The sequence below is a fragment of the Streptomyces sp. NPDC001157 genome (assembly GCF_053598255.1).
The window spans coordinates 1-19700 of record NZ_JBSFJW010000009.1; the positions used below are offsets into that span (position 1 = coordinate 1).

17 protein-coding genes and 2 pseudogenes are annotated in these 19700 nt (G+C 70.0%); 14 read left to right on the forward strand and 5 right to left on the reverse strand.

The window, feature by feature from the left end:
* Nucleotides 1-173: 173 nt before the first annotated feature.
* The gene (locus tag ACWDAG_RS18340; protein WP_450696619.1) at nucleotides 174-1625 is read right to left on the reverse strand and encodes an MFS transporter; all 1452 of its coding nucleotides are present in this window, start codon (nucleotides 1623-1625) and stop codon (nucleotides 174-176) included.
* A gap of 455 nt (nucleotides 1626-2080) precedes the next feature.
* Between ACWDAG_RS18340 and ACWDAG_RS18345 the strand changes: the two are divergent.
* From ACWDAG_RS18345 to ACWDAG_RS18375, 7 genes and pseudogenes are all read left to right on the forward strand, one after another.
* Nucleotides 2081-2350 (forward strand): annotated as a pseudogene (locus ACWDAG_RS18345) (SAM-dependent methyltransferase); the annotation flags it as partial.
* A gap of 234 nt (nucleotides 2351-2584) precedes the next feature.
* Nucleotides 2585-3595, forward strand: a complete 1011-nt coding sequence (locus ACWDAG_RS18350) for a substrate-binding domain-containing protein (protein WP_450696620.1) — start codon at nucleotides 2585-2587, stop codon at nucleotides 3593-3595.
* 183 nt (nucleotides 3596-3778) lie between these two features.
* Nucleotides 3779-6121 carry a nitrate- and nitrite sensing domain-containing protein gene (locus ACWDAG_RS18355; RefSeq protein WP_450696621.1) on the forward strand — a complete coding sequence of 781 codons (2343 nt, stop codon included), beginning with the start codon at nucleotides 3779-3781 and terminating at the stop codon, nucleotides 6119-6121.
* 15 nt (nucleotides 6122-6136) lie between these two features.
* Complete coding sequence (locus tag ACWDAG_RS18360; RefSeq protein ID WP_232647052.1) at nucleotides 6137-6568, forward strand: roadblock/LC7 domain-containing protein; 432 nt, start codon at nucleotides 6137-6139, stop codon at nucleotides 6566-6568.
* Between the two features lies 1 nt (nucleotide 6569).
* Nucleotides 6570-6929 (forward strand): DUF742 domain-containing protein, encoded by a 360-nt coding sequence (locus ACWDAG_RS18365; RefSeq protein WP_099931996.1) that lies wholly within the window; start codon nucleotides 6570-6572, stop codon nucleotides 6927-6929.
* Nucleotides 6916-7518: a GTP-binding protein gene (locus ACWDAG_RS18370; protein WP_450696622.1), complete on the forward strand. Its 603-nt coding sequence runs from the start codon at nucleotides 6916-6918 to the stop codon at nucleotides 7516-7518. Before ACWDAG_RS18365 ends, ACWDAG_RS18370 begins: the two co-directional genes overlap by 14 nt.
* A 108-nt stretch (nucleotides 7519-7626) precedes the next feature.
* Entirely contained in the window at nucleotides 7627-9033 is a 1407-nt protein-coding gene (locus ACWDAG_RS18375; RefSeq protein ID WP_450696623.1) for a glycoside hydrolase family 43 protein, read from the forward strand.
* A gap of 67 nt (nucleotides 9034-9100) precedes the next feature.
* Here the strand turns inward: ACWDAG_RS18375 and ACWDAG_RS18380 are convergent, their stop codons facing one another.
* Complete coding sequence (locus tag ACWDAG_RS18380) at nucleotides 9101-10063, reverse strand: ABC transporter substrate-binding protein (protein WP_450696624.1); 963 nt, start codon at nucleotides 10061-10063, stop codon at nucleotides 9101-9103.
* A gap of 255 nt (nucleotides 10064-10318) precedes the next feature.
* Here ACWDAG_RS18380 and ACWDAG_RS18385 point away from each other — a divergent pair, with 255 nt between their 5' ends.
* From ACWDAG_RS18385 to ACWDAG_RS18400, 4 genes are read left to right on the forward strand one after another with little or no spacing between them, the layout of a single operon-like run.
* Nucleotides 10319-13225: an ATP-binding protein gene (locus tag ACWDAG_RS18385; RefSeq protein WP_450696625.1), complete on the forward strand. Its 2907-nt coding sequence runs from the start codon at nucleotides 10319-10321 to the stop codon at nucleotides 13223-13225.
* Nucleotides 13222-13680, forward strand: coding sequence for a roadblock/LC7 domain-containing protein (locus tag ACWDAG_RS18390; RefSeq protein WP_450696626.1), 459 nt, complete (start codon nucleotides 13222-13224; stop codon nucleotides 13678-13680). The genes ACWDAG_RS18385 and ACWDAG_RS18390 overlap by 4 nt, the downstream gene beginning before the upstream one ends.
* 17 nt (nucleotides 13681-13697) lie before the next feature.
* Nucleotides 13698-14114, forward strand: coding sequence for a DUF742 domain-containing protein (locus ACWDAG_RS18395; protein ID WP_450696627.1), 417 nt, complete (start codon nucleotides 13698-13700; stop codon nucleotides 14112-14114).
* Entirely contained in the window at nucleotides 14101-14703 is a 603-nt protein-coding gene (locus ACWDAG_RS18400) for a GTP-binding protein (protein WP_450696628.1), read from the forward strand. Before ACWDAG_RS18395 ends, ACWDAG_RS18400 begins: the two co-directional genes overlap by 14 nt.
* A gap of 89 nt (nucleotides 14704-14792) precedes the next feature.
* Here the strand turns inward: ACWDAG_RS18400 and ACWDAG_RS18405 are convergent, their stop codons facing one another.
* From ACWDAG_RS18405 to ACWDAG_RS18415, 3 genes are read right to left on the reverse strand one after another with little or no spacing between them, the layout of a single operon-like run.
* On the reverse strand, nucleotides 14793-15464 hold the full coding sequence (locus ACWDAG_RS18405; RefSeq protein ID WP_450696629.1) for an ABC transporter permease: 672 nt from the start codon (nucleotides 15462-15464) through the stop codon (nucleotides 14793-14795).
* Complete coding sequence (locus ACWDAG_RS18410; RefSeq protein WP_450696630.1) at nucleotides 15461-16171, reverse strand: ABC transporter permease; 711 nt, start codon at nucleotides 16169-16171, stop codon at nucleotides 15461-15463. Before ACWDAG_RS18410 ends, ACWDAG_RS18405 begins: the two co-directional genes overlap by 4 nt.
* The gene (locus ACWDAG_RS18415) at nucleotides 16168-17295 is read right to left on the reverse strand and encodes an ABC transporter ATP-binding protein (RefSeq protein ID WP_450696631.1); all 1128 of its coding nucleotides are present in this window, start codon (nucleotides 17293-17295) and stop codon (nucleotides 16168-16170) included. Before ACWDAG_RS18415 ends, ACWDAG_RS18410 begins: the two co-directional genes overlap by 4 nt.
* 174 nt (nucleotides 17296-17469) lie before the next feature.
* Here ACWDAG_RS18415 and ACWDAG_RS18420 point away from each other — a divergent pair.
* From ACWDAG_RS18420 to ACWDAG_RS18430, 3 genes and pseudogenes are all read left to right on the forward strand, one after another.
* A pseudogene (locus ACWDAG_RS18420) lies at nucleotides 17470-17848 on the forward strand (ArnT family glycosyltransferase); the annotation flags it as partial.
* A 96-nt stretch (nucleotides 17849-17944) separates the two neighbouring features.
* Entirely contained in the window at nucleotides 17945-18901 is a 957-nt protein-coding gene (locus tag ACWDAG_RS18425; RefSeq protein WP_450696632.1) for an ATP-binding cassette domain-containing protein, read from the forward strand.
* Nucleotides 18898-19695, forward strand: a complete 798-nt coding sequence (locus ACWDAG_RS18430) for an ABC transporter permease (protein ID WP_450696633.1) — start codon at nucleotides 18898-18900, stop codon at nucleotides 19693-19695. The genes ACWDAG_RS18425 and ACWDAG_RS18430 overlap by 4 nt, the downstream gene beginning before the upstream one ends.
* Nucleotides 19696-19700: the final 5 nt, after the last annotated feature.

Sequence of the window (19700 nt, forward strand, 5' to 3'; positions counted from 1 at the left end):
CAGTTTTTTATTATTATCAAACCTTATTTTCCATCTTTAAATTTCCCATCTCCTCATAAAAACCCCACCCCACAACCCCCCCCCCCCCCCCCCCCCCCGCGCGCCCCCCCCCCCCCCCCTCGTCCCTGCGCTGATCCGCCGACCCGCCCCCCCCCCCGGGTGAAAGGGCTCCGCTAATGTCCCGTCCCGGCCTCCGCCGGCGCGTTCCTGTCGATCATCATGCGGCTCGTCGCGAAGCTCACCACCACCAGGGCGACGGCGCCCCAGAACGCCAGCTGGACGGCGTGCAGCGCCGAGGACGCGTCGCCGGAGCGGGCGCTGCCCAGGTAGACGCTGCCGAGGACCGCCACACCGAGCGTGGCGCCCAGTTGCTGGACGGCGTTGAGCAGACCGGCGGCCGAGCCGATCTCCTGGGGCTGCAGCGGCTTGAGGGCGATGGTGAAGAAGGCGGGGCTGAACAGGCCCGCGCCGAGCCCGACGCCAGCGAGCGCGAAGAGCAGCGGCGTGGGGTACTTGTCCGCGTCCGCCGCGTGGTACACGGCGATGGCGGCGAGCGCGCCGACCAGCAGCACGGCGAGCCCCAGGGACATCATGCGGTGCCCGTAGCGCTTGACGAGGTGCGCGCCGGCCACCCAGGAGGCGACCGCCAGCCCCACCGACCACGGCGCGAGGGTCAGGCCCGCCTTCAACACATCCGTGCCCAGGCCCAGTTGCAGCTGGAGCACGATGACCATCATCAGGCCATTGGTGACGGCGAAGAACGCGGTCGAAGTCACCAGGGCAGCGGGGAAGCCGCGGTGGGCGAACAGACTCGGCTCCACCAGCGGGCTGCGCCCGGCGGCCGCCACCGACCGCTGGTGCAGCGCGAACACCACCATCAGGCACAGCCCGGCCGCGACGGCCGCCCGGCTCCACCCCGACATGGCCGACAGATCGGCGCCGATCAGCGGGTAGACCACGAGCCCGATGCCGGCCATGGCCAGCAGGGTGCCGGTCAGGTCGAGGGTGGGCCGCCTGGGGGCGCGGTTCTCCATCAGCCTGGGCGAGATCGCCAGCACGACCAGTGACACGGGAACATTCACGAGGAAGGCCGCGCGCCACGAGGAGCCGAACAGGTTCGCATGGGTGAGCACCCCGCCGAGCACCGGACCGCAGACGGCTGCCAGGCCCATCACCGGGCCGATGCTGCCAAGGGCCTTGGACATCTCGGGCCCGGCGAACATCGTCTTGATCAGACCGATGGTCTGGGGGATGATCACGGCCGCCGCGGCCCCCTGCACCACCCGGAAGGCGATGAGCAGACCGACGGAGGGCGCCACGGCACAGGCGGCGGACGCGATCATGAATCCGATGACACCGATCACGAACAGCCGCTTGCGTCCGGCGATGTCGCCCAGCCGACCGCCGGTGATCAGCAGCACGGCGAACGGCAGGGTGTATGCGGTCGTGAACCACTGGATGTCGGACACCGACCCGCCGAGATCCGCATGGATCGCCGGCGCGGCGACCTGCACGATGGTCGCGTCCAGCAGATTCATCGCCTCACCGAGCAGCAGGGCGGTGAGCGCCGGCCACCGCCATCGGTACGCCGTGGGAGTCGGCGTGAGCACACGCTCAGCAGTCATGGGGGTTCCTCTCCACCGTTGCAGACACGCCGGCCCGGCCCCGGTCGACGGAGCCTCGGGCCGACCACGGCTCAGCGTGGGGCGGGGTGAACAGGAGGCTCCAGCCAGAGCAGGAAGATGGTGGATTTCTTCCATCAGCGCCCTGCGCCCTGTCGATTTCCCACACCGCGGGACGGGGCTCGTATGCCGTAGCGCGTGAGAGAAGTGCGCCTGCTCGCCAAGCCCGCCGGTCTGCCCGGGCCCGAGCACGTCGGCGTCGTCGAGACACCGCTCGCAGCGCCGGCGGAGGGCGAACCTGTGACTGCTGTGCCCCAAGTGGTTTGCGCGGCCCGCGAGTTGACAAGGCTGACTGTCGGGGTTTCGTGGAGATCGACGATGTCACGGGAGGGGCCGCCGTGCCCGAGGACAGCGCCCGGCCGATCGGCCGCATCGACACGAGAACCGCGCACGCCGCGCCGCTCCCCTCGGGCAGCTTTCTGGCGATGTCCATCGGTACGGCCGAGGTCGCGCCGGAGGAGGTCGGCCGGGTCGCCCGCGAGTACGCGGCCCGCGGCATGCCGATGCGGCTGCGCACCCTCACGGAGGCCGAGGAGTTCTTCGAGGGCCTCGAACTCGTCGCGCCGGGCATCGTCCAGGTCCACAGATGGCATCCGGACGGGACGGACGGCGAACCGATCCGCGACGAGGACATCGCCATGTACGGGGCGGTGGCCCGGAAGCCGTGACCAGCCCCGTCTCGGCCCGCAGGCCGTGGAAGCCCCCTGCCGGACGTCACGCATCATCACGATGCGGGAGCAACAACTCACTCCATGTTGCTGATCACTTGACTACCGGCGGTCACACGCGATTGGCTCCGGCCAGTGAGAGTCATCCGGACGGTGTACGACGTGTCGGACGCTGTTCGGGGACTCCTCTCGCCGTTCCGCTTGCTCGGCCGCACAGCGAGGTGCCGTACCCTCATGAACACTCCTCCCCCACCCTCCGCTCCCCACAGATCCGCGCGCGTCGCCGCCCTGGCCGCGGCCGTGTGCCTGTTCGCGGCCGGCTGCTCCGCGGCCGGCGCCACGTCCGGCTCCGCCAAGGACGGTGTCGGCAGGGCGGGCACCGCCCGTCTCAAGGTCGCCATGGTCACGCACGCCTCGCCGGGCGACACCTTCTGGAACCTGGTGAAGAAAGGCGCCGAGGACGCGGCGGCGAAGGACGACATCGACCTGACCTACGCCAATGACTCCGACGCGGCGGGGCAGGCCGAACTGGTGCGGGACGCGATCCGCCAGAAGGTCGACGGCATCGCGGTGACGCTCGCCAAGCCGCAGGCCATGAAGGGCCCGATAGCGGCGGCCAGGGCCGCGGACACACCCGTGGTCGGCCTCAACTCCGGCATCGACTCCTGGCAGTCCGAGGGGGTGCTGGAGTTCTTCGGGCAGGACGAGAGCCTCGCCGGGCGGGCCGTCGGCGACAAGCTGGACGCCCTCAGGGCCAAGCACGCCCTGTGCGTGATCCACGAGCGCGGCAACGTCGCCCTGGAGGCCCGCTGTGCCGGCGTGAAGAAGACCTTCGAGGGCAGGACCGAGATGCTCTACGTAGAGGGCACCGACGCGAACGCGACCGCCGCCGCGATCACCGCCAGGCTGCGGCAGGACCCGACGATCGACGAAGTGATCGCCAACGGCGCCCAGTTCGCGCTCACCGCGGTGAAGGCGGTGGCGCAGTCGGGCAGCAGGGCCCGCGTCGCCACCTTCGACCTCAACCAGGACCTGGTGAAGGCGGTCCAGAGCGGTGACGTGCAGTTCGCGGTGGATCAACAGCCGTATCTGCAGGGCTATCTCGCCGTGGACGCGCTGTGGCTGTACAGGACCAACGGCAACACCAGCGGCGGCGGAGTGTCACCCGTGCTCACCGGTCCCGCCTTCGTGACCAAGGCGAACGTGGCCTCGGTCGCCAGGTACGCGGCGCGGGGCACACGCTGAGCCGGACGCCGAGCGACACTTCGTACAGCAATGTCGCGAAAGATTCGAGGACCTGTGGCACGTGCGGTCACTTGTACGGATAGCATCCTGTCCACCCCTTCTCTCCCCGCTCACGGCCACCCCCGTGTTTCCCCCTCCGTCCCCCTCCGTCCCCCTCCGCTCCGCTGACCGCCTAGGACGACGATGTCTCCACGGACAGGTGCCCGGCGCCGTCTCGGCTCCATACGTCTCTCCCTGATCCTGCTGGCCCTGGTGCCCGGCGTCACCCTCGCGGCGATGTGGGCCCTGACGACCACGCAGATGTTCGACGAGGGGCTGCGGCTGCGGGGGCAGACCGAACTGAGCCGGTCGACCGGGGCCATGGGCACGGAAGCAACGCTCACGCTGCAGCGGGAGCGCAGCCTGTCGGCGGCCTGGGTGGCCGGCGACCCGCGCGGCTCCCGCACGGCGCTGGTCGCCCAGCGCAAGGAGACGGACAGGGCGGTCGCAAGGCTGGTCGGGCAGGCCGAGGCGATCAAGAAGGCGCCCGCGCGCATCTCGGACCGGCTGTACTCGGTCGTCGGCTCGGTGGGCAGCCTGGAGTACTACCGGGGCCAGGTCGACAGCCCGACCGACATCACGGCCGCGCAGGCGCTGGACCAGTACAGCTCGATCATCGACGACCAGATACACGCCTTCCAGGCTCTCTCCCAGGTCGACGACGGCGACCTCACCTCGCAGGCCGGCCCGCTCGTCGCGCTGGAGCACGCGGCGGAGCTGACCTCCCAGGAGGACACCCAGCTCACCATGGCCTGGCCGAGCGGGCACCTGCCCGAGAAGACCTGGACCACGTTCGCACAGCTCGTGAACACCCGGCGGTGGCTCGTCCAGGACCAGATCGTCCCCTCGCTGACGGGCAGCACCAAGACCGAGACCGAGCGGATCCTGCAGAGCCCCGAATGGCAGACCATTCAGAACATCGAGGACCAGGTGCTCGCGGCCCGGTCGTCCGCCGTCGGCGGGAAGGTCCCGCTGCCCGCCGCGCAGAAGCAGTGGGCGGCCGCGTTCAGCAAGGTCGGTGACGAGTACACGAGGCTGATCGAGCACCAGACGTCCGGGCTGCTCGACCGGAGCGCCGAGAAATCCGACAGTCTGCTGCTCACCGCCGCCTCGCTGAGCGCGGGCGGCCTGATCGCGCTGCTGCTGTGCGTGGGCATGTCCTGGCGGATCACCCGGTCCCTGTCGCGGCGGCTGCGCGGCCTCAGGGAGGCCACCCTGAGCCTGGCCGAGGAACGGCTGCCGGACGTCGTGGCCCGCCTCGACCGGGGCGAGAAGGTCGACGCGGAGCTGGCGACCCCGCCGCTCGACTACGGGCAGGACGAACTCGGCCAGGTGGCACGGGCGTTCAACAAGGCGCAGCGCACGGCGGTGCACACCGCGATCGAACTCGCCGACACCCGGCGCGGCTTCCAGAAGGTCATCCTCGGCATCGCCCGGCAGAGCCAGAACCTGGTCAATCTGCAGCTCACCAAGCTGGACGCGCTGGAGCGCAGCCACTCCGACCCGGACGTCCTCAAGGGCCTGTACGAGCTGGACTCCACGGCCAGCCAGCTGCGCCGCTACGAGGAGAACCTGGTCATCATCAGCGGCGAGCAGCCGCGGCGCAGCTGGCGGGAGCCGGTCGCGCTGATCGACATCCTGCGCAGCGCCGTCGGCGAGGTCGCCGAGTACCAGCGCGTCGAGGTGCACACCGACGAGGACGTGTGCATCGCGCCGCCCGCGGTGGCCGACGTGATCCACCTGCTGGCCGAACTCATCGACAACGCGACCGCGTACTCGCCCGCGCCGGCCCCGGTCGGGGTGCGGGCCGCGCTGGTCGCCAAGGGCCTGGCGATCGAGGTCGAGGACCGCGGCCTCGGTCTGTCGGAGGAGGACTACGCCTCCTTCAACGCGCAGTTGGCGGTTGAGCCGCAGTTCGACGTGGTGGCGCTGGCCGACGACCTCCGGCTCGGCATGTTCGTGATCGCCCGCCTCGCCACCCGGCACGGCATCGCGGTCACGCTGCGTCCGTCGCCGTACGGCGGAACGACGGCGATCGTGCTGCTCCCGCACGAGATCGTCGTACGTGAGCCGGTCCCGGCCTCCTCAAAGGACGCCCCTGCCGTGGCGGAGCCGACCGCTGCGGAGGAGCCCGCTCAGCCGGTGCGGGAGCCCCACCCCTCCCTTGCGGTGCGCCCCGCCCCCGCGCCCGAGCCCTCCGCCCGGCGCGACAGCCTCGCACCGCTGCCGCGCCGCGTCCCCCAGACCAGCCTGGCCGCCGAGCTGCGAGAGGAGCCCGCGGGCGGCGAACAGAACGGTCACGCCGAGGAGTTCACCGCCGAGCGGGCCGCCGCCTCGCTGGCCGGTTTCCAGCGCGGCACGCTCCAGGCGCGTGACGACGACACCCAGACGCAGTACGACCAGGGCCAGGAGGACGCACCCGTCACTCGGGAACCGGGTGCGCACCTGACCGCAGAAGGCACCACCGTCCCGCCCGCCGACAGCTGACGAAGGAACACCGCCATGACACGCCCCATCCCAGCCACCCATACCCAGCTCGACCAGCTGCTGACCGGACTCGTGGAGCGGGTCGCCGAGGTGAACCACGCCGTCGTGCTCTCCGAGGACGGGCTGGTCGTCAGCAAGTCCACCGGGTTCCTGCGCGACGACGCCGAGCGCCTTGCGGCGACCGCGTCCGGTCTGATGAGCCTGAGCAAGGGCGTCAGCATGGACTTCCGTGGTGGTCCGGTGCGGCAGGCGCTGATCGAGATGGCGCACAGCTATCTGATACTGACCTCGGCCGGCCCGGGCGCCCATCTCGTCGTCCTCACCAGCCAGGGCGCGGACGTCGGCGTGGTGGCGTACCAGATGAACATGCTGGTGAAGAAGATCGGCGAGCACCTCAGCGCGGCCCCGAGGGCGGGTCTCGGCCCGACCGTCGAGTCCGGCGCGTGAGGTGAGCGGAGGCGACACGGACGGTCGTCTGGTACGGCTGTTCGCGCTCACCGGAGGACGGACCCGGCCCAGCCGTGCCGACTTCACGCTCATCACGACGGTGACCGCGGTGGACCCGCCGCCGACCTGGGCCACCCGACCGCAGCCCGAGCACCAGCGCATTCTGCGCCGCTGCGCCGAGCCGGTCGCCGTCGCGGAACTCGCCGCACTGCTGGACCTGCCGGTGAGCGTGGTCGTGATCATGCTCTGCGATCTGCTGGAGAGCGGCCGTATCACCGCCCGCCCCCCGCACCCCGTCTCCTGCAAACCGGAAGACCTGGACCTGCTGCAGAAAGTGAGGGACGGCCTTGGCCGGCTCTGATCTCGTCACCCGGGCGGCGCCCGACACGGTGAAGATACTGATCGCCGGCGGCTTCGGCGTCGGCAAGACCACCATGGTCGGTTCGGTCAGTGAGATCGCCCCGCTGCGCACCGAGGAACCCCTGACCGCGGCCGGCCTGGGCGTGGACGACCTGGACGGCATCGAGGAGAAGCGGGCCACCACCGTGGCCCTGGACTTCGGCCGCATCAGCATCGGCAGCGACCTCGTCCTCTACCTCTTCGGCACGCCCGGCCAGCAGCGCTTCTGGTTCATGTGGAACGACCTCGCCCTGGGCGCCCTGGGCGCGGTCGTCCTCATCGACGTCCGCCGTCCGGAGACCAGCTTCGCCGCGATCGACTTCTTCGAACGCCGGAACATCCCCTTCGTGGTGGGCGTCAACGGCTTCTACGGCGACCATCCCTACCCGCCCGACGAGATCCGCGAGGCGCTCGCCCTCCCGGACCATGTCCAGGTACTGCTGTGCGACGCACGCGAGCGGGAGTCGTCCCGGGACGTACTGATCGCCCTCATCGACCAGTTGATCGCGGCGGCGGTCCACACAGGTGGTTCACGGCAAACGGAGAAGTGAACGGCGAAAACCAGCCAAACCCGACCGTCTCATTGACGCACACGCACCACATCCTTAACTTCTGATCGATTTACCGAACTGGGTTCGAGATATCGACCAGGAGGACGCATGAACGCGACGCCGCACCCCGAGCACCCCCACCCCTCCCGCCGCTCCTTCCTCGGTATGGCGGCGACCGTCCCGCTCGCCGCCACCGGCGCTCTGGCCCTCGGTTCCGGGTCCGCCGCGGCCGCCACCAACTCGGCGTACGTCATGTGCTACTTCACCGAGTCGCCGGACATGCTGGCCGCCGACTACGGCCTGCACCTGGCCGTCAGCCCCGACGGCCTGCAGTGGACCCCGCTCAACCAGAACGCCCCCGTGGCCACCCCGACCGCGGGCTCCACGGGCCTGCGCGACCCCTTCATCCTGCGTAAGCAGGACGGCACGTTCGTCGTACTCGCCACCGACCTCAAGGGCACCGACTGGACGTACGTCAGCCAGTACATCCACGTCTGGGACTCCACCGATCTGCGCACCTTCACCGGCTACCGGCGGATGAAGCTGCACGACATGAACACCCACAGCTGGGCGCCCGAGGCCTACTGGGACGCGAGCCGCGGTACGTACGGCGTGATCTACTCGGCCGTGAACTCCAGCGGCCACAACGTCATCATGGTGAACTACACCGGCGACTTCGTGACCGCGGGCAGCCCGCAGGTCTTCTTCGACCCCGGCTACGACGTCATCGACGGCGACCTCGCGATCGGCGTGAACGGCGTCAACTACCTCTACTTCAAGAAGAACAACACGCTCGTCGGCGCCCACTCCACCTCACTGGACCCGGGCAGCTTCACCGAGTTCAGCACCGCCGTCTCACACAACGGCACCGAGGCCCCGACCCTCGTCAAGTCCCTTGGCTCCAGCGGTACTTGGTACCTCTGGGGTGACACCTGGTCGCCGAACGGCGTCTTCTACGCCTGGCAGACCAGCAGCCTGGCGGCCGGCACCTGGACGGCCCTCGACCAGAAGCTCTACACCCAGCCGCTCAACTCCAAGCACTGCGGCATCCAGCCGATCACCTCGACCGAGTACAACAACCTGCTCGCCAAGTGGGGCACCCCGGCCTGGAACCGGCTGAAGTCCTACAACTACCCGGCCCGTTACGTCCGGCACGCCGACTACGTCGGCCGGATCGACCCGTACGCCTTCGACCCGTACACCGACTCCCAGTGGAAGCTGGTGCCCGGCCTTGCGGACTCCTCGGGCGTCTCGTTCCAGTCGGTCAACTACCCGACCCGCTATCTGCGGCACTACAACTACGCGCTCCAGCTGGACGTGAACGACGGCACGTCGACATTCGCCGCGGACGCGACCTTCTACAGGACGGCCGGCCTGGCCGACTCCTCCTGGGCGTCCTTCCGCTCGTACAACAACCCGACCCGGTACATCCGCCACTACGACTACGTCCTGCGCATCGATCCGGTCGCGACCACCACCGACAAGCAGGACGCGACCTTCTACGTCGGCTACTGAGCGGTCCCGCGCACACGACGCGGGCGCCCCCTCAGTGGGGACGCCCGCGTCGTGTTCGTCCGGGGGGTCAGCCCAGGCCGACCGACTTCAGCCAGGCCTTGGCGACGTCCAGCGGGTCCTTGTTGTCGAGCTGGACCTGGGAGTCCAGGTCCAGCAGAGCCTTGGTGTCGAGCTTGGCCGAGACCGCGTTGAGCGCGGCGGAGCCCGCCGAGGAGAGGCCGCTCTTGTAAACCAGCGGCTGCACGTTCTCGAAGCCGAAGAGGTTCTTCGGGTCCTGCAGGACGACGTGCTTCTCCTTGACGATGGTCGGGTCGGTGGTGAAGAGGTCGGCGGCCTGCACCGTGTTCTTCTTCAGCGCCGCCTGGGTCAGCGGGCCACCCGCGTCCAGCGCCTTGAAGGACTCGAACTCCAGGCCGTACACCGACTTCAGGCCGACCAGGCCCTGCTGGCGGGTCTGGAACTCGGGCGAAGCGCCGATGGTCAGGTCCTTCGCGATGCCCTTGAGGTCCGCGATGCTGGACTGGGCCGTCAGCTTGTACTTGTCGGCCGTGGCCTTGTTGAGCGTGACCGAGTCCTTGTCCTGCGCGGAGGCGGGGTCGAGGAGCGTCAGCTTGGAGTCCAGCTTGGCCTCGATCGCGGCCGTGGTCGCCTCGACGGTCTTCGGTGCGGCCTTCGGGTCGAGGTAGGCCAGCAGCGCGCCGTTGTACTCCGGCAGCACGGTGATGGAGCCGTTCTTCAGCAGCCCGTACGTCGTCTCACGGCTGCCGATGTTCGGCTTGTAGGTGACCTTGACACCCTTGGCCTTCAGGGCCTCGCCGTAGATGTCGGCGAGCAGGATGCTCTCGGCGAAGTTGTTCGAGCCGACGACGACGGTCTTGCCGTCGGACTTCCCGCCGCCCTGGAGCGGATCGGAGGACTTGTTGCCGTCGGAGGAGCCACATCCCGCCAGCAGGGCCGTGGTCGCGGCAAGCGCGACGGCCGCCGCGGGGTAGCTCCTGATGGACCTGCTGCGTGGGCTGTTGGAAGTCACGATTCCCGTTCCGGACCTTGGGGATTGATGAGAAGCAAGCTCTGGAACTGATCCAATCCAGCCTGTTCTTACTCAGTCAAGAGCAGCCGGGTCACCAATTGGCGTCAATGCGTGATCAGTTGTGAATTCTGTGTAAACAGGCTGGGATCGATCCGGGGGCTCTTTGTAATCGATTCTTGACTAAGGGCAACGTGCTTGATCGTTCAATGAGACGATAGTCTCCACGCAGTTGGCGATCAGAATCGGTCAGTCCGCATGATCGCGAGCGTCGAGACCCCGCATGAAGATGAAGGAGGCCCGGTGGCCGGCATACGGGGCTTCGCCGACCGATGGTCGTTCCGGCGCAAGCTCAACCTCCTGGTCGGTGTACCCCTGACGGTCGTGGCCGCCCTGCTCTCCTATCTCATCGCCGGCCAGGTGGGCCAGGCGCGGGACGCGGCGTCCGCGGCGGACCTCGTGCGCAACAGCGAGCAGGTGGCATCGCTGGTCAACGACCTGGAGAGCGAACACCAGCTGGCGATCCTGCTCTCCGTCCGCTACGAGGCGGGACGCCACGGCGTCCAGTCCACGCTCATCGCCTACCGCAAGGCGCAGGACGCGGTCGACACGCAGATCGCGCGGGTGCGCACGTCGTTCGGCGACGGACTGCCGGACAGCGAGGAGCAGGCGCTGAAGGAGGTCGAGGGCCTCACCAGTCTGCGCGGGACGGTCGAGCAGAGCTATCTGCCCGCGAGCAACATCGACCCCGCCTACGACAACGCCGCCAGGACCGTGATCGCCGGTCTGGGCCTCGACCGCAACGCGGAGCTGGCGACCACCTTCACCGGCAACCTGCTGGACTCGCTGCTGCGCGCCGACGCGGCGCACGGCTCCTTCGAGACCGGCGTGTTCTCCGCGACGACCGGTGACACCAACGCACAGATCGAGTTCACGACCGCGGTCGGCGCGTACCAGCTCTACACCAACCAGGCCGAACGCTTCTCCCGGTTCGCCACCGAGCAGCAGGCCGACGAGCTCTCCGGCATCGAGCACACCGCCGCGCAGCGGGCCATCGCCCAGGCGTACGCCGAGCTGCAGGTCGCTCCCAGCACCCTGCAGGCCACCACACCGGCGGAGATCAAGGCCGCGTTCCAGGACGCCCTGAGCGACTATCCCGCCTACCCGGAGCAGGCCGCGGCCCGGCTGAAGATCACCTCGTCCCTCATCGGCCAGATCGCCGACGGCGCGGACCACGCATCCACCAAGGCCTGGTGGCGCGCGGGGCTGCTGCTGGCCGGGGCCCTGCTCGGCTTCGTCCTGTGGCTCGCCTTCTCGGTGCTGGTGCGCCGCTCGGTGGTCCGGCCGGTGCAGGCCCTCACCGAAGCCGCGCAGGAGGTCGCCGAGGTGGCGGGCCGGGAACTGGCCCGGGTGGCCGACGACGACGCCGAGGACGACAGCCCGCCGAAGCTGCGCGAGATGCCGGTCACCGCACGCGACGAGATCGGCGAGCTGGCCGAGGTGTTCAACCGCGTGCAGACCACCTCGATCGCACTGCTGGAGCGGCAGGTGCTCAGCCGCCGCAACATCGCCGAGATGTTCGGCAACGTCGGCCGCCGGGTCAGCAACCTGACGACCCGTCAACTGGCGCTGATCGACGCGGTGGAGCGCGGCGAGACCGACCCGGCCCTCCTCGAACGCCTCTACTCCATCGACCACATCGCCGTGCGTCTGCGTCGCAACGCGGACAGCCTGATGCTGCTGGCCGGTATCCGCGAGACGGTCCTCGACTCCGGTCCCACCGCCCTCACCAACGTCGTACGGGCCGCGCTCGGGCAGATCGAGGGCTTCCAGCAGGTACGGCTGCATGCGCGCACCGAGGTCATGGTGGAGCCCGACATCATCGGCGACCTGACGCTGATGGTGGCCGAACTCCTGGAGAACGCCGTGTCGTTCTCGCCCGCGGGCAGCCCGGTCGAGGTGTACGTACGGGACACCTCCGGCGAGGAAGCAGCCCTCTCGGGCGGTGCCTCCATCGTCATCTCCGACCACGGCCTCGGCATGAGCGCCGAGCGGCTCGCCGAGGAGAACGCCCGGCTGATCCGCCGCGAGCGCCTCGACGTGGTGCCGACGAAGGTGCTCGGCCTGTTCGTGGTCGGCACCCTGGCGCGCCGCTGGGACGTCAGCGTCCTGCTGTCCCGCACACCGGGCGGCGGCCTGACGGCGGAGGTGACGGTCCCGTCGTCACTGCTGCTGACGATGAGCCCGGTCGGTACCACGGTGGACCGGGGCGAAGCGACAGCGGGGCGGGCGGCCGCCGAACTGCCGGTGCCCGGCGCCGCGTCCGGTGACGTGTCCGGCCCGCGCCGGTCCGCCGCCGTCACCGAAGCAGCCGCAGCGCCGGCCGACGCCACGCACCCCGACCACCCCGGGCCGCTCCCGCGCCGGGTGCCCCGCCGGGAGGCGGACCCTGTCGAGACCCCGAGCGCGACCACACCTGCGCCGAGCACGGCAACGGACGTGGTGCCCACCGCACCGACCGCGGACACGGCAGCGGACACGGCTTCAACCGCGACCCCCGTGAGGGCGGCGCCGAACGCCGCACCGAGCGCACCCACCTCGGACACGTCAGCTCACGAGGTGCCCAGCACACCCCTCAGGGAGGCGGCACCGAACGCCGCACCGCCCGCTCCCGTGCCAGGAACGGCAGCGGGCGAGGTGCCGACCGCATCCGGTGTGGCCGCGGTACCTGCCCCGTCCGAGCGCGGTTCGGCCGCGCACACCCGTACCGAGGCGTTCAGCGACGTGAGCCACTCCCGGTCCGAGGACGCAACACCCGGCCGTACTGCGGGACTTGGCACGGCGGTATCGTCTTCCCAGGTCACCCCGGGCCCGACAGCGCAGTCCACCCCGGCCGGGACCGGCCGGGCGCCCCTGGGCGACGGCTCCTCGCGGCCCCTGCGCCGCCGTGTCCGAGGTGCCACTCTCCGTACGACCGTCGACGCCGCTGCCCAGCAGGCGGCGCGGCAGGCCCTGCGGCCGGCCGATGCGGACGCCGTGCGGGACGCGCTGGACGAGTTCGAGGCGGCCGTGGAGCGCGCGCACCGCGACAGCGCCGCCGGCAGCCTACCCGCGACCACCGACCCGCACGACCAGAAGCACCTCCCGGAAGGAGCCGAGCAGTGAGTACGCCGACTGGCGCCACGCCCGCCGAACTGCAGGCCGCCGCAGCCGACTTCACCTGGCTGCTCAACCGTTTCGCGACGGAGACCGCCGGCGTCGTCGACGCCATCGCGGTCTCGTCCGACGGGCTGCTCATCGCCGTGTCCGAGCTGCGCGAGCACGCGGACTCCGAGCGGCTGGCCGCGATCGTCTCCGGCATCACCAGCCTGGCCGCCGGCGCTTCCGGCAACTACGGTCTGGGCGGTCTCAACAAGGTCATCATCGACCTGGAGGGCGGCCATGTCCTGGTCTCCGCGATCGGCAGCGGCGCCGTGCTCGGCGTCGTCACCGACAAGGAGGCCAAGCTGGGCAACATCGCCTACGAGATGACCCTGTTCGCCAATCGGGCCGGCAGCGCGCTCAGCCCGCAGCTGGTGCTCGCGCTCAAGAACAGCGTCGGCTCGCCGACGGCCCTCTGACCGGGACCGGCGACCCCATGGCGGACGGCTCCCCACCTCCGGGCCCGGACCCGGTCGGTCCGGCCCCCGCCGTACGGCCGTTCCTGGTCACCGCCGGCCGGGTGGCGCCGACGGCGTCCGACCGGCCGATGCCGGTCGAGACCCAGGTGGTGGCCACCGCCGAGGGCCTCGCCGTCCTCGACGGGCTCTCCTTCGAGCAGCACGACATCGTCGCCGCCTGCCGGCTGCCGCAGTCCGTCGCGGAACTGGCGGCCCGGCTGCGGCTGCATCTCAACGTCGTGCGGATCCTCGCCGAGGACCTGCGCGCCGCAGGGCATCTGGCGGTGTACGTGCCCGACGTCGACGTCACCCACGACGCATCCGTCCTGCGCAGGGTGATCGATGGCCTGCGTGCCATCCCGAACTCCCGAGGGGTACTGCGTGACACCGACTGAACCGGCCGCCCTCGCCCCGGCCGACCAGGGGGCCGCCGTACGACCGCCGCTGCCGGTCAAGATGGTGATCGCGGGCGGTTTCGGCGTGGGCAAGACCACCGCCGTGGGTGCGATCTCCGAGATCGAGCCGCTGACCACCGAGGCCGCCATCACGGAGGTCGCGGCGGGCGTGGACGACCTCAGCCACACCCCGGCGAAGACCACGACCACGGTGGCGATGGACTTCGGGTGCATCACCATCGACCCGACGCTGAAGCTGTATCTGTTCGGCACGCCCGGCCAGGAGCGGTTCGGGTTCATGTGGGACGACATCGTGGAGGGCGCGGTCGGCGGCCTCGTCATCGTGGACACCCGCCGCCTCGACGACTGCTACGCCGCCGTCGACTACTTCGAGCACCGCCAGATCCCGTTCGCCGTCGCCGTCAACGCCTTCGACGGGAAGGTGGAGCATGGGCTGGACGAGGTGCGGTGGGCTCTCGACGTTGCCGAGCGCGTCCCTGTGATTGTGTTCGATGCGCGGGAGCGGGGGTCTGTGCGGGACGCTTTGTTGGTTGTGCTTGAGCTTGCGCTGGCGCGCACGGAGGGGTGACGCCCTCACCGGTCCTTGTTCGTCCGCGGGCCGGTGGGGGCTGATCGCGCCCCGCGGCGGAGCCGCTGATCGATGCAGCCCCGCGCCCCTTAGGGGGCGCTTCTGCGTACCCCCGGTGACACTGTGAACCGTGCCACCAGCCCGAAGAGCCCCAGCGTCAGCAGTGCCAGTACGGCGACCAGGCTCGCGCCGCCCACCACCTTCTCGTAGTTGCGCTGGTAGAGGCCGTCCACGATGTACCGGCCGAGGCCGCCGAGCGAGACGTACGCGGCGATGGTGGCCGTCGAGACGATCTGGATGGCCGCCGAGCGGAGGCCGCTGAGGATCAGGGGGAGGGCGACCGGGAGTTCGACCTGGAAGAGGATGCGTGGCTCGGCCATGCCCATGCCGCGGGCCGCGTCCACCGGGGACGGGTCGACGGAGCGCACCGCCTCGTAGGTGGTGACGAGGATCGGCGGCACGGCGAGGACGACCAGCGGGATCATCACCGGCGTCAGGCCGAGCCCGAGGAGCACGAACATCAGCACCAGCAGGCCGAAGCTGGGCAGGGCCCGGCCGGCGGTGGCGACGAACGCCACGGTGTTGCCGCCGCGTCCGGTGTGGCCGGTGAGCAGGCCCACCGGCAGGCCGATCGCGGCGGCGATGGCGAGCGCGGTCAGCGAGTACTGGATGTGCTCGCGCAGCCGGGTGGGGATGCCGTCGTAGCCGTGCCAGTGGGCGCTGTCGCTGAAGAAGGCGTTGATGAAGTGGAGGACGTTCATCGGGCGGTGTCCTCCAGTGCGACCTGCATCGGTTCGGGTTCGTCGACGGGGCGGGGTTTGCGGGTGCCGCGCGGCATCCAGGGCGTGACGAGCACGCGTAGGAGGACCAGCAGGGCGTCCGCGAGGATGGCGAGGACGGCCGTGCCGACGACGGACAGCCAGACCAGGCGCGGCTGGTGGTAGATCATGCCGTCGTTGAGCAGATTGCCCAGCCCGCCCTGGTTGCCGATCAGCATGCCGACACTGACCAGGGAGATGCTGGAGACGGTCGCGACCCGGAGCCCGGCGATGATCGCGGGCGCCGCGATCGGCAACTGGACCTGGAAGTAGCGACGTACCGGCCCCAGGCCCATCGCGGTGGCCGCGTCCAGGGTCTCCTGCGGCACGGACCTGACACCGTCCACGATCGCCGGGACGAACACCACCAGGCTGTAGACGCCCAGTGGGATCATCACCGTCGTCTCGGTCTGGCCGGTGTAGTCGATGAGGACGACGAAGAAGGCGAGCGACGGGATCGCGTAGAGGATCGTCGTCACCCACAGCACGGGCGGGTACAGCCAGCGCAGCCGGACGCAGAGTTGGGCGATGGGCAGCGCCACCACCAGCCCGGCCACCACCGGGATCAGCGCCTCGCGCAGATGCAGGCCGACCAGACCCCAGTACGTGTTCTGCAGGTCGCTCGGGATGTCGAAGAAGCCGCCGCTCATCCGACGACCTTCTCCGTACGGCCTTCCGCGTGGGCGGCGCGGATGGCCTCCCCGATGGTCTGCTGCGAGACGACGCCTGCGACCCGGCCGTCGGCGCCCACCGCCACGGCCCACCCGGTGGGCGAGAGCACGGCGCAGTCGAGCGCGGCGCGCAGCGAGTCCTTGCCGTGCTCGAAGGGGCGCCCGTAGGCCAGGAGTCGGGCGGCGTCGACGTCCCCCGCGGTCAGGGCACCCGGCTCGCTCCAGCCGAGCGGCTTGCCGTCCACATCGGTGACCAGCAGGTACGGCGCACCGGTGGCGCTGCGCTCGGCGATCTGCTCGGCGGTGGCGTCGACGGCCACGACGGGGGTGGTCAGCAGGTCGAGTCCGGTGGAGGAGAAGAACGACAGCCGCCGGATGCCGCGGTCGGCGCCGAGGAAGTCCTCGACGAACGCGTCCGCGGGGTCGGACAGCAGCTCGGCGGGCGGTGCGAACTGGGCGAGGTGACCGCCGGTGCGCATCACGGCGACCATCGTGCCGATCTTGACAGCCTCGTCGATGTCGTGGGTGACGAAGACGATGGTCTTGCCCAACTCCTCCTGAATACGAAGGAGTTCGTCCTGCAGGCCCTTTCTCACCACGGGGTCGACGGCCGAGAACGGCTCGTCCATCAGGAGTACCGGCGGATCCGCGGCCAGCGCCCGGGCCACGCCGACGCGCTGCTGCTGGCCTCCGGACAGCTGGTACGGGTACCGCTTGGCGAGCGCGCCGTCCAGTCCGACCCGCTCCATCAGCTCCCGCGCCCGCGCCCGCGCCTTGTCCTTGCTCCAGCCGAGCAGCCGGGGCACGGTGGCGATGTTGTCGACGATCGTGCGGTGCTGGAAGAGGCCGGCGTTCTGGATGACGTAACCCATGGACCGCCGCAGCGTGTTGACCGGCTGCTGCGTGATGTCCTTGCCGTCGAGGGTGATCGTGCCCTCGCTGGGCTCGATCATCCGGTTGATCATGCGCAGGGTCGTCGTCTTGCCGCAGCCCGACGGTCCGACGAAGACGGTGATCGAGCGGTCGGGTATCTCAAGCGAGAGGTTGTCGACCGCGACCGTACCGTCGGGGTAGCGCTTGGTGACTGAATCTATGCGTATCAAGACGCCGTACACCCTTCGGTCTGGGCAGTTGCAGGCAGAGTCTAGACCTCCTGTGTTTCGGGTTTCCTTCGGAAGTTTGGCCAGATCCGGACCAGGCTTGGCATCGGTTGCTCGGAACACGCTCAGTGATCCCACAGGCACGGCCCGGATGGTCATGCCCATGGACGAGACGACGACACCTTCTACGACGCTGCCGTCCAACGCGGCACCAGGAGCTGGAAGGCGTTCTTCTTCGGTGCCCTGGACTCCGGCGGCTCCATCACCGTCGACAAGCCGCCGTTCGCGCTGTGGGTGAGGGGCCTGTCGGCCCGGGTCCTCGGCTACGGCACCTGGCAGTTGATGCTGCCGATGGTGGCCGTCGGGACGGGCTCGGTGGCTCTGTTGTACCGGCTGGTCAAGCGGGACTTCGGAGTCGTGGCCGGCACGATCGCCGCGCTCACGCTCACTCCGATCGCGGTCGCCGTCAAACCGCGACACCAACCCGGACCCGATCCTGGTCTTCCTGATGCTGCTGGGCGCCGCCGCGCTGCTGAAGGCCGTGCGCACCGGCCGGCGGCCCGCCCTTTCCCAGGCCCGGGTTTCAGGCCCTCCGGCCCGCTGAAACCGCGGTGAAGCCGCTCTGAATCCGGCGTCCCGCACGCTCTGCGGCATGAACCCGACGACACCACCGGCCATCGAGGCCACCGGCCTGAGCAAGGCATACGGCGACAAGGTCGTCCTCGACGGCATCGATCTGCACGTCCCGCGCGGCACGGTCTTCGCGCTGCTCGGCCCGAACGGAGCCGGCAAGACGACCACCGTCCAGATCCTCTCCACCCTGATCCGCGCCGACGGCGGCGAGGCCCGGGTCGCCGGGCACTCTGTCGCCGCCGCACCGCAGTCCGTACGGGCCGCGATCGGCGTCACCGGCCAGTTCTCCGCCGTCGACAACCTGATCACCGGCGAGGAGAACATGGCGCTCATGGCGGATCTGCACCACCTCCCCCGCCCCGAGGGCAGGCGGGTCACCGCCGAACTCCTGGAGCGCTTCGACCTGTCGGAGGCCGCGAAGAAGCCCGCCGCCGCCTACTCGGGCGGTATGCGCCGTCGCCTCGACATCGCGATGACGCTCGTCGGCTCCCCCGAGGTGATCTTCCTCGACGAGCCGACCACCGGTCTCGACCCGCGCTCCCGGCACACCATGTGGCAGATCATCCGTGAACTCGTCGACGGCGGGGTCACCGTCTTCCTCACCACGCAGTACCTGGAGGAGGCCGACCAGCTCGCCGACCGCATCGCGGTGCTGAGCGACGGCCGGATCGTCGCCGAGGGCACGGCGGACGAGCTCAAGCGTCTGGTGCCCGGCGGACATGTCCGGCTCCGGTTCCTCGACCCGGCTCAACTCGCCCGCGCCGCCGAGGTGTTGGGCCTCGGACTGCGCGACGACGAGGCGCTGACCCTCCAGGTCCCCGGTGACGGCAGCGTGCACGCCCTGCGCGGCCTGCTCGACGTCCTGGACGGCGCCTGCGTCGACGTCGACTCCCTGACCGTGCACACCCCCGACCTCGACGACGTCTTCTTCGCGGTCACCGACCGCCCCGAGCACGAGAAGGTGCAGGCCCGATGACCGCCGCCGCCCCGCCCGCCCCGCACGTCCGCGACTCGCTCACCATGCTGCGGCGCCATCTGCTGCACGCCCGCCGCTACCCCTCGATGACGCTCCAGGTCGCGCTCATCCCCGTCTTCCTGCTGCTCCTGTTCGTGTACGTCTTCGGTTCGGCGCTCGGCGCCGGAATCGGCCAGGGCGGCGGCCGTACCGCCTATCTCGCCTACCTCGTCCCCGGCATCCTGCTGATGACCGCGGGCACCGGAAGCGTGCCGACGGCGGTCGCCGTGTGCACGGACATGACCGAGGGCATCGTCGCCCGCTTCCGCACGATGGCGATCTCCCGGGCGTCGATCCTGGTGGGCCATGTGGTCGGCAGTGTCATCCAGACAGTGATCAACCTGGTGCTGGTGACCGCCGTCGGCCTCGCCATCGGCTTCCGTCCCGACGCGAGCCCCCTGGAGTGGCTGGCGGCCGGCGGGCTGCTCCTGCTCTTCGTCCTCGGCCTGACCTGGCTGTCGGTCGCCCTCGGGCTGCTCAGCAAGACCCCGGAGGGGGCCAGCAACGCCCCGCTGCCGATCTCGTTCCTGCTGCCCTTCGTCAGCAGCACCTTCGTGCCGGTCGACTCGATGCCGTCCTGGATCCGCTGGTTCGCCGAGTACCAGCCGTTCACCACGGTCATCGAGACCGTGCGCGGACTGCTGACCGGCACGGAGATCGGGCACAACGGCTGGATGGCGGTGGCGTGGAGCACGGGGATCGCCGTCCTCGGATTCGTCTGGTCGCTCCGCCTCTTCGACCGCGACCCCAGCTGAACAGA

Excerpts from the sequence above, each read along its gene's own strand:
- ACWDAG_RS18340 (WP_450696619.1), bottom strand. The coding sequence starts at position 1,625 with ATGACTGCTGAGCGTGTGCTCACGCCGACTCCCACGGCGTACCGATGG.
- ACWDAG_RS18350 (WP_450696620.1), top strand. The coding sequence starts at position 2,585 with ATGAACACTCCTCCCCCACCCTCCGCTCCCCACAGATCCGCGCGCGTC.
- ACWDAG_RS18355 (WP_450696621.1), top strand. The coding sequence starts at position 3,779 with ATGTCTCCACGGACAGGTGCCCGGCGCCGTCTCGGCTCCATACGTCTC.
- ACWDAG_RS18360 (WP_232647052.1), top strand. The coding sequence starts at position 6,137 with ATGACACGCCCCATCCCAGCCACCCATACCCAGCTCGACCAGCTGCTG.
- ACWDAG_RS18375 (WP_450696623.1), top strand. The coding sequence starts at position 7,627 with ATGAACGCGACGCCGCACCCCGAGCACCCCCACCCCTCCCGCCGCTCC.
- ACWDAG_RS18385 (WP_450696625.1), top strand. The coding sequence starts at position 10,319 with ATGATCGCGAGCGTCGAGACCCCGCATGAAGATGAAGGAGGCCCGGTG.
- ACWDAG_RS18395 (WP_450696627.1), top strand. The coding sequence starts at position 13,698 with ATGGCGGACGGCTCCCCACCTCCGGGCCCGGACCCGGTCGGTCCGGCC.
- ACWDAG_RS18405 (WP_450696629.1), bottom strand. The coding sequence starts at position 15,464 with ATGAACGTCCTCCACTTCATCAACGCCTTCTTCAGCGACAGCGCCCAC.
- ACWDAG_RS18410 (WP_450696630.1), bottom strand. The coding sequence starts at position 16,171 with ATGAGCGGCGGCTTCTTCGACATCCCGAGCGACCTGCAGAACACGTAC.
- ACWDAG_RS18425 (WP_450696632.1), top strand. The coding sequence starts at position 17,945 with ATGAACCCGACGACACCACCGGCCATCGAGGCCACCGGCCTGAGCAAG.
- ACWDAG_RS18430 (WP_450696633.1), top strand. The coding sequence starts at position 18,898 with ATGACCGCCGCCGCCCCGCCCGCCCCGCACGTCCGCGACTCGCTCACC.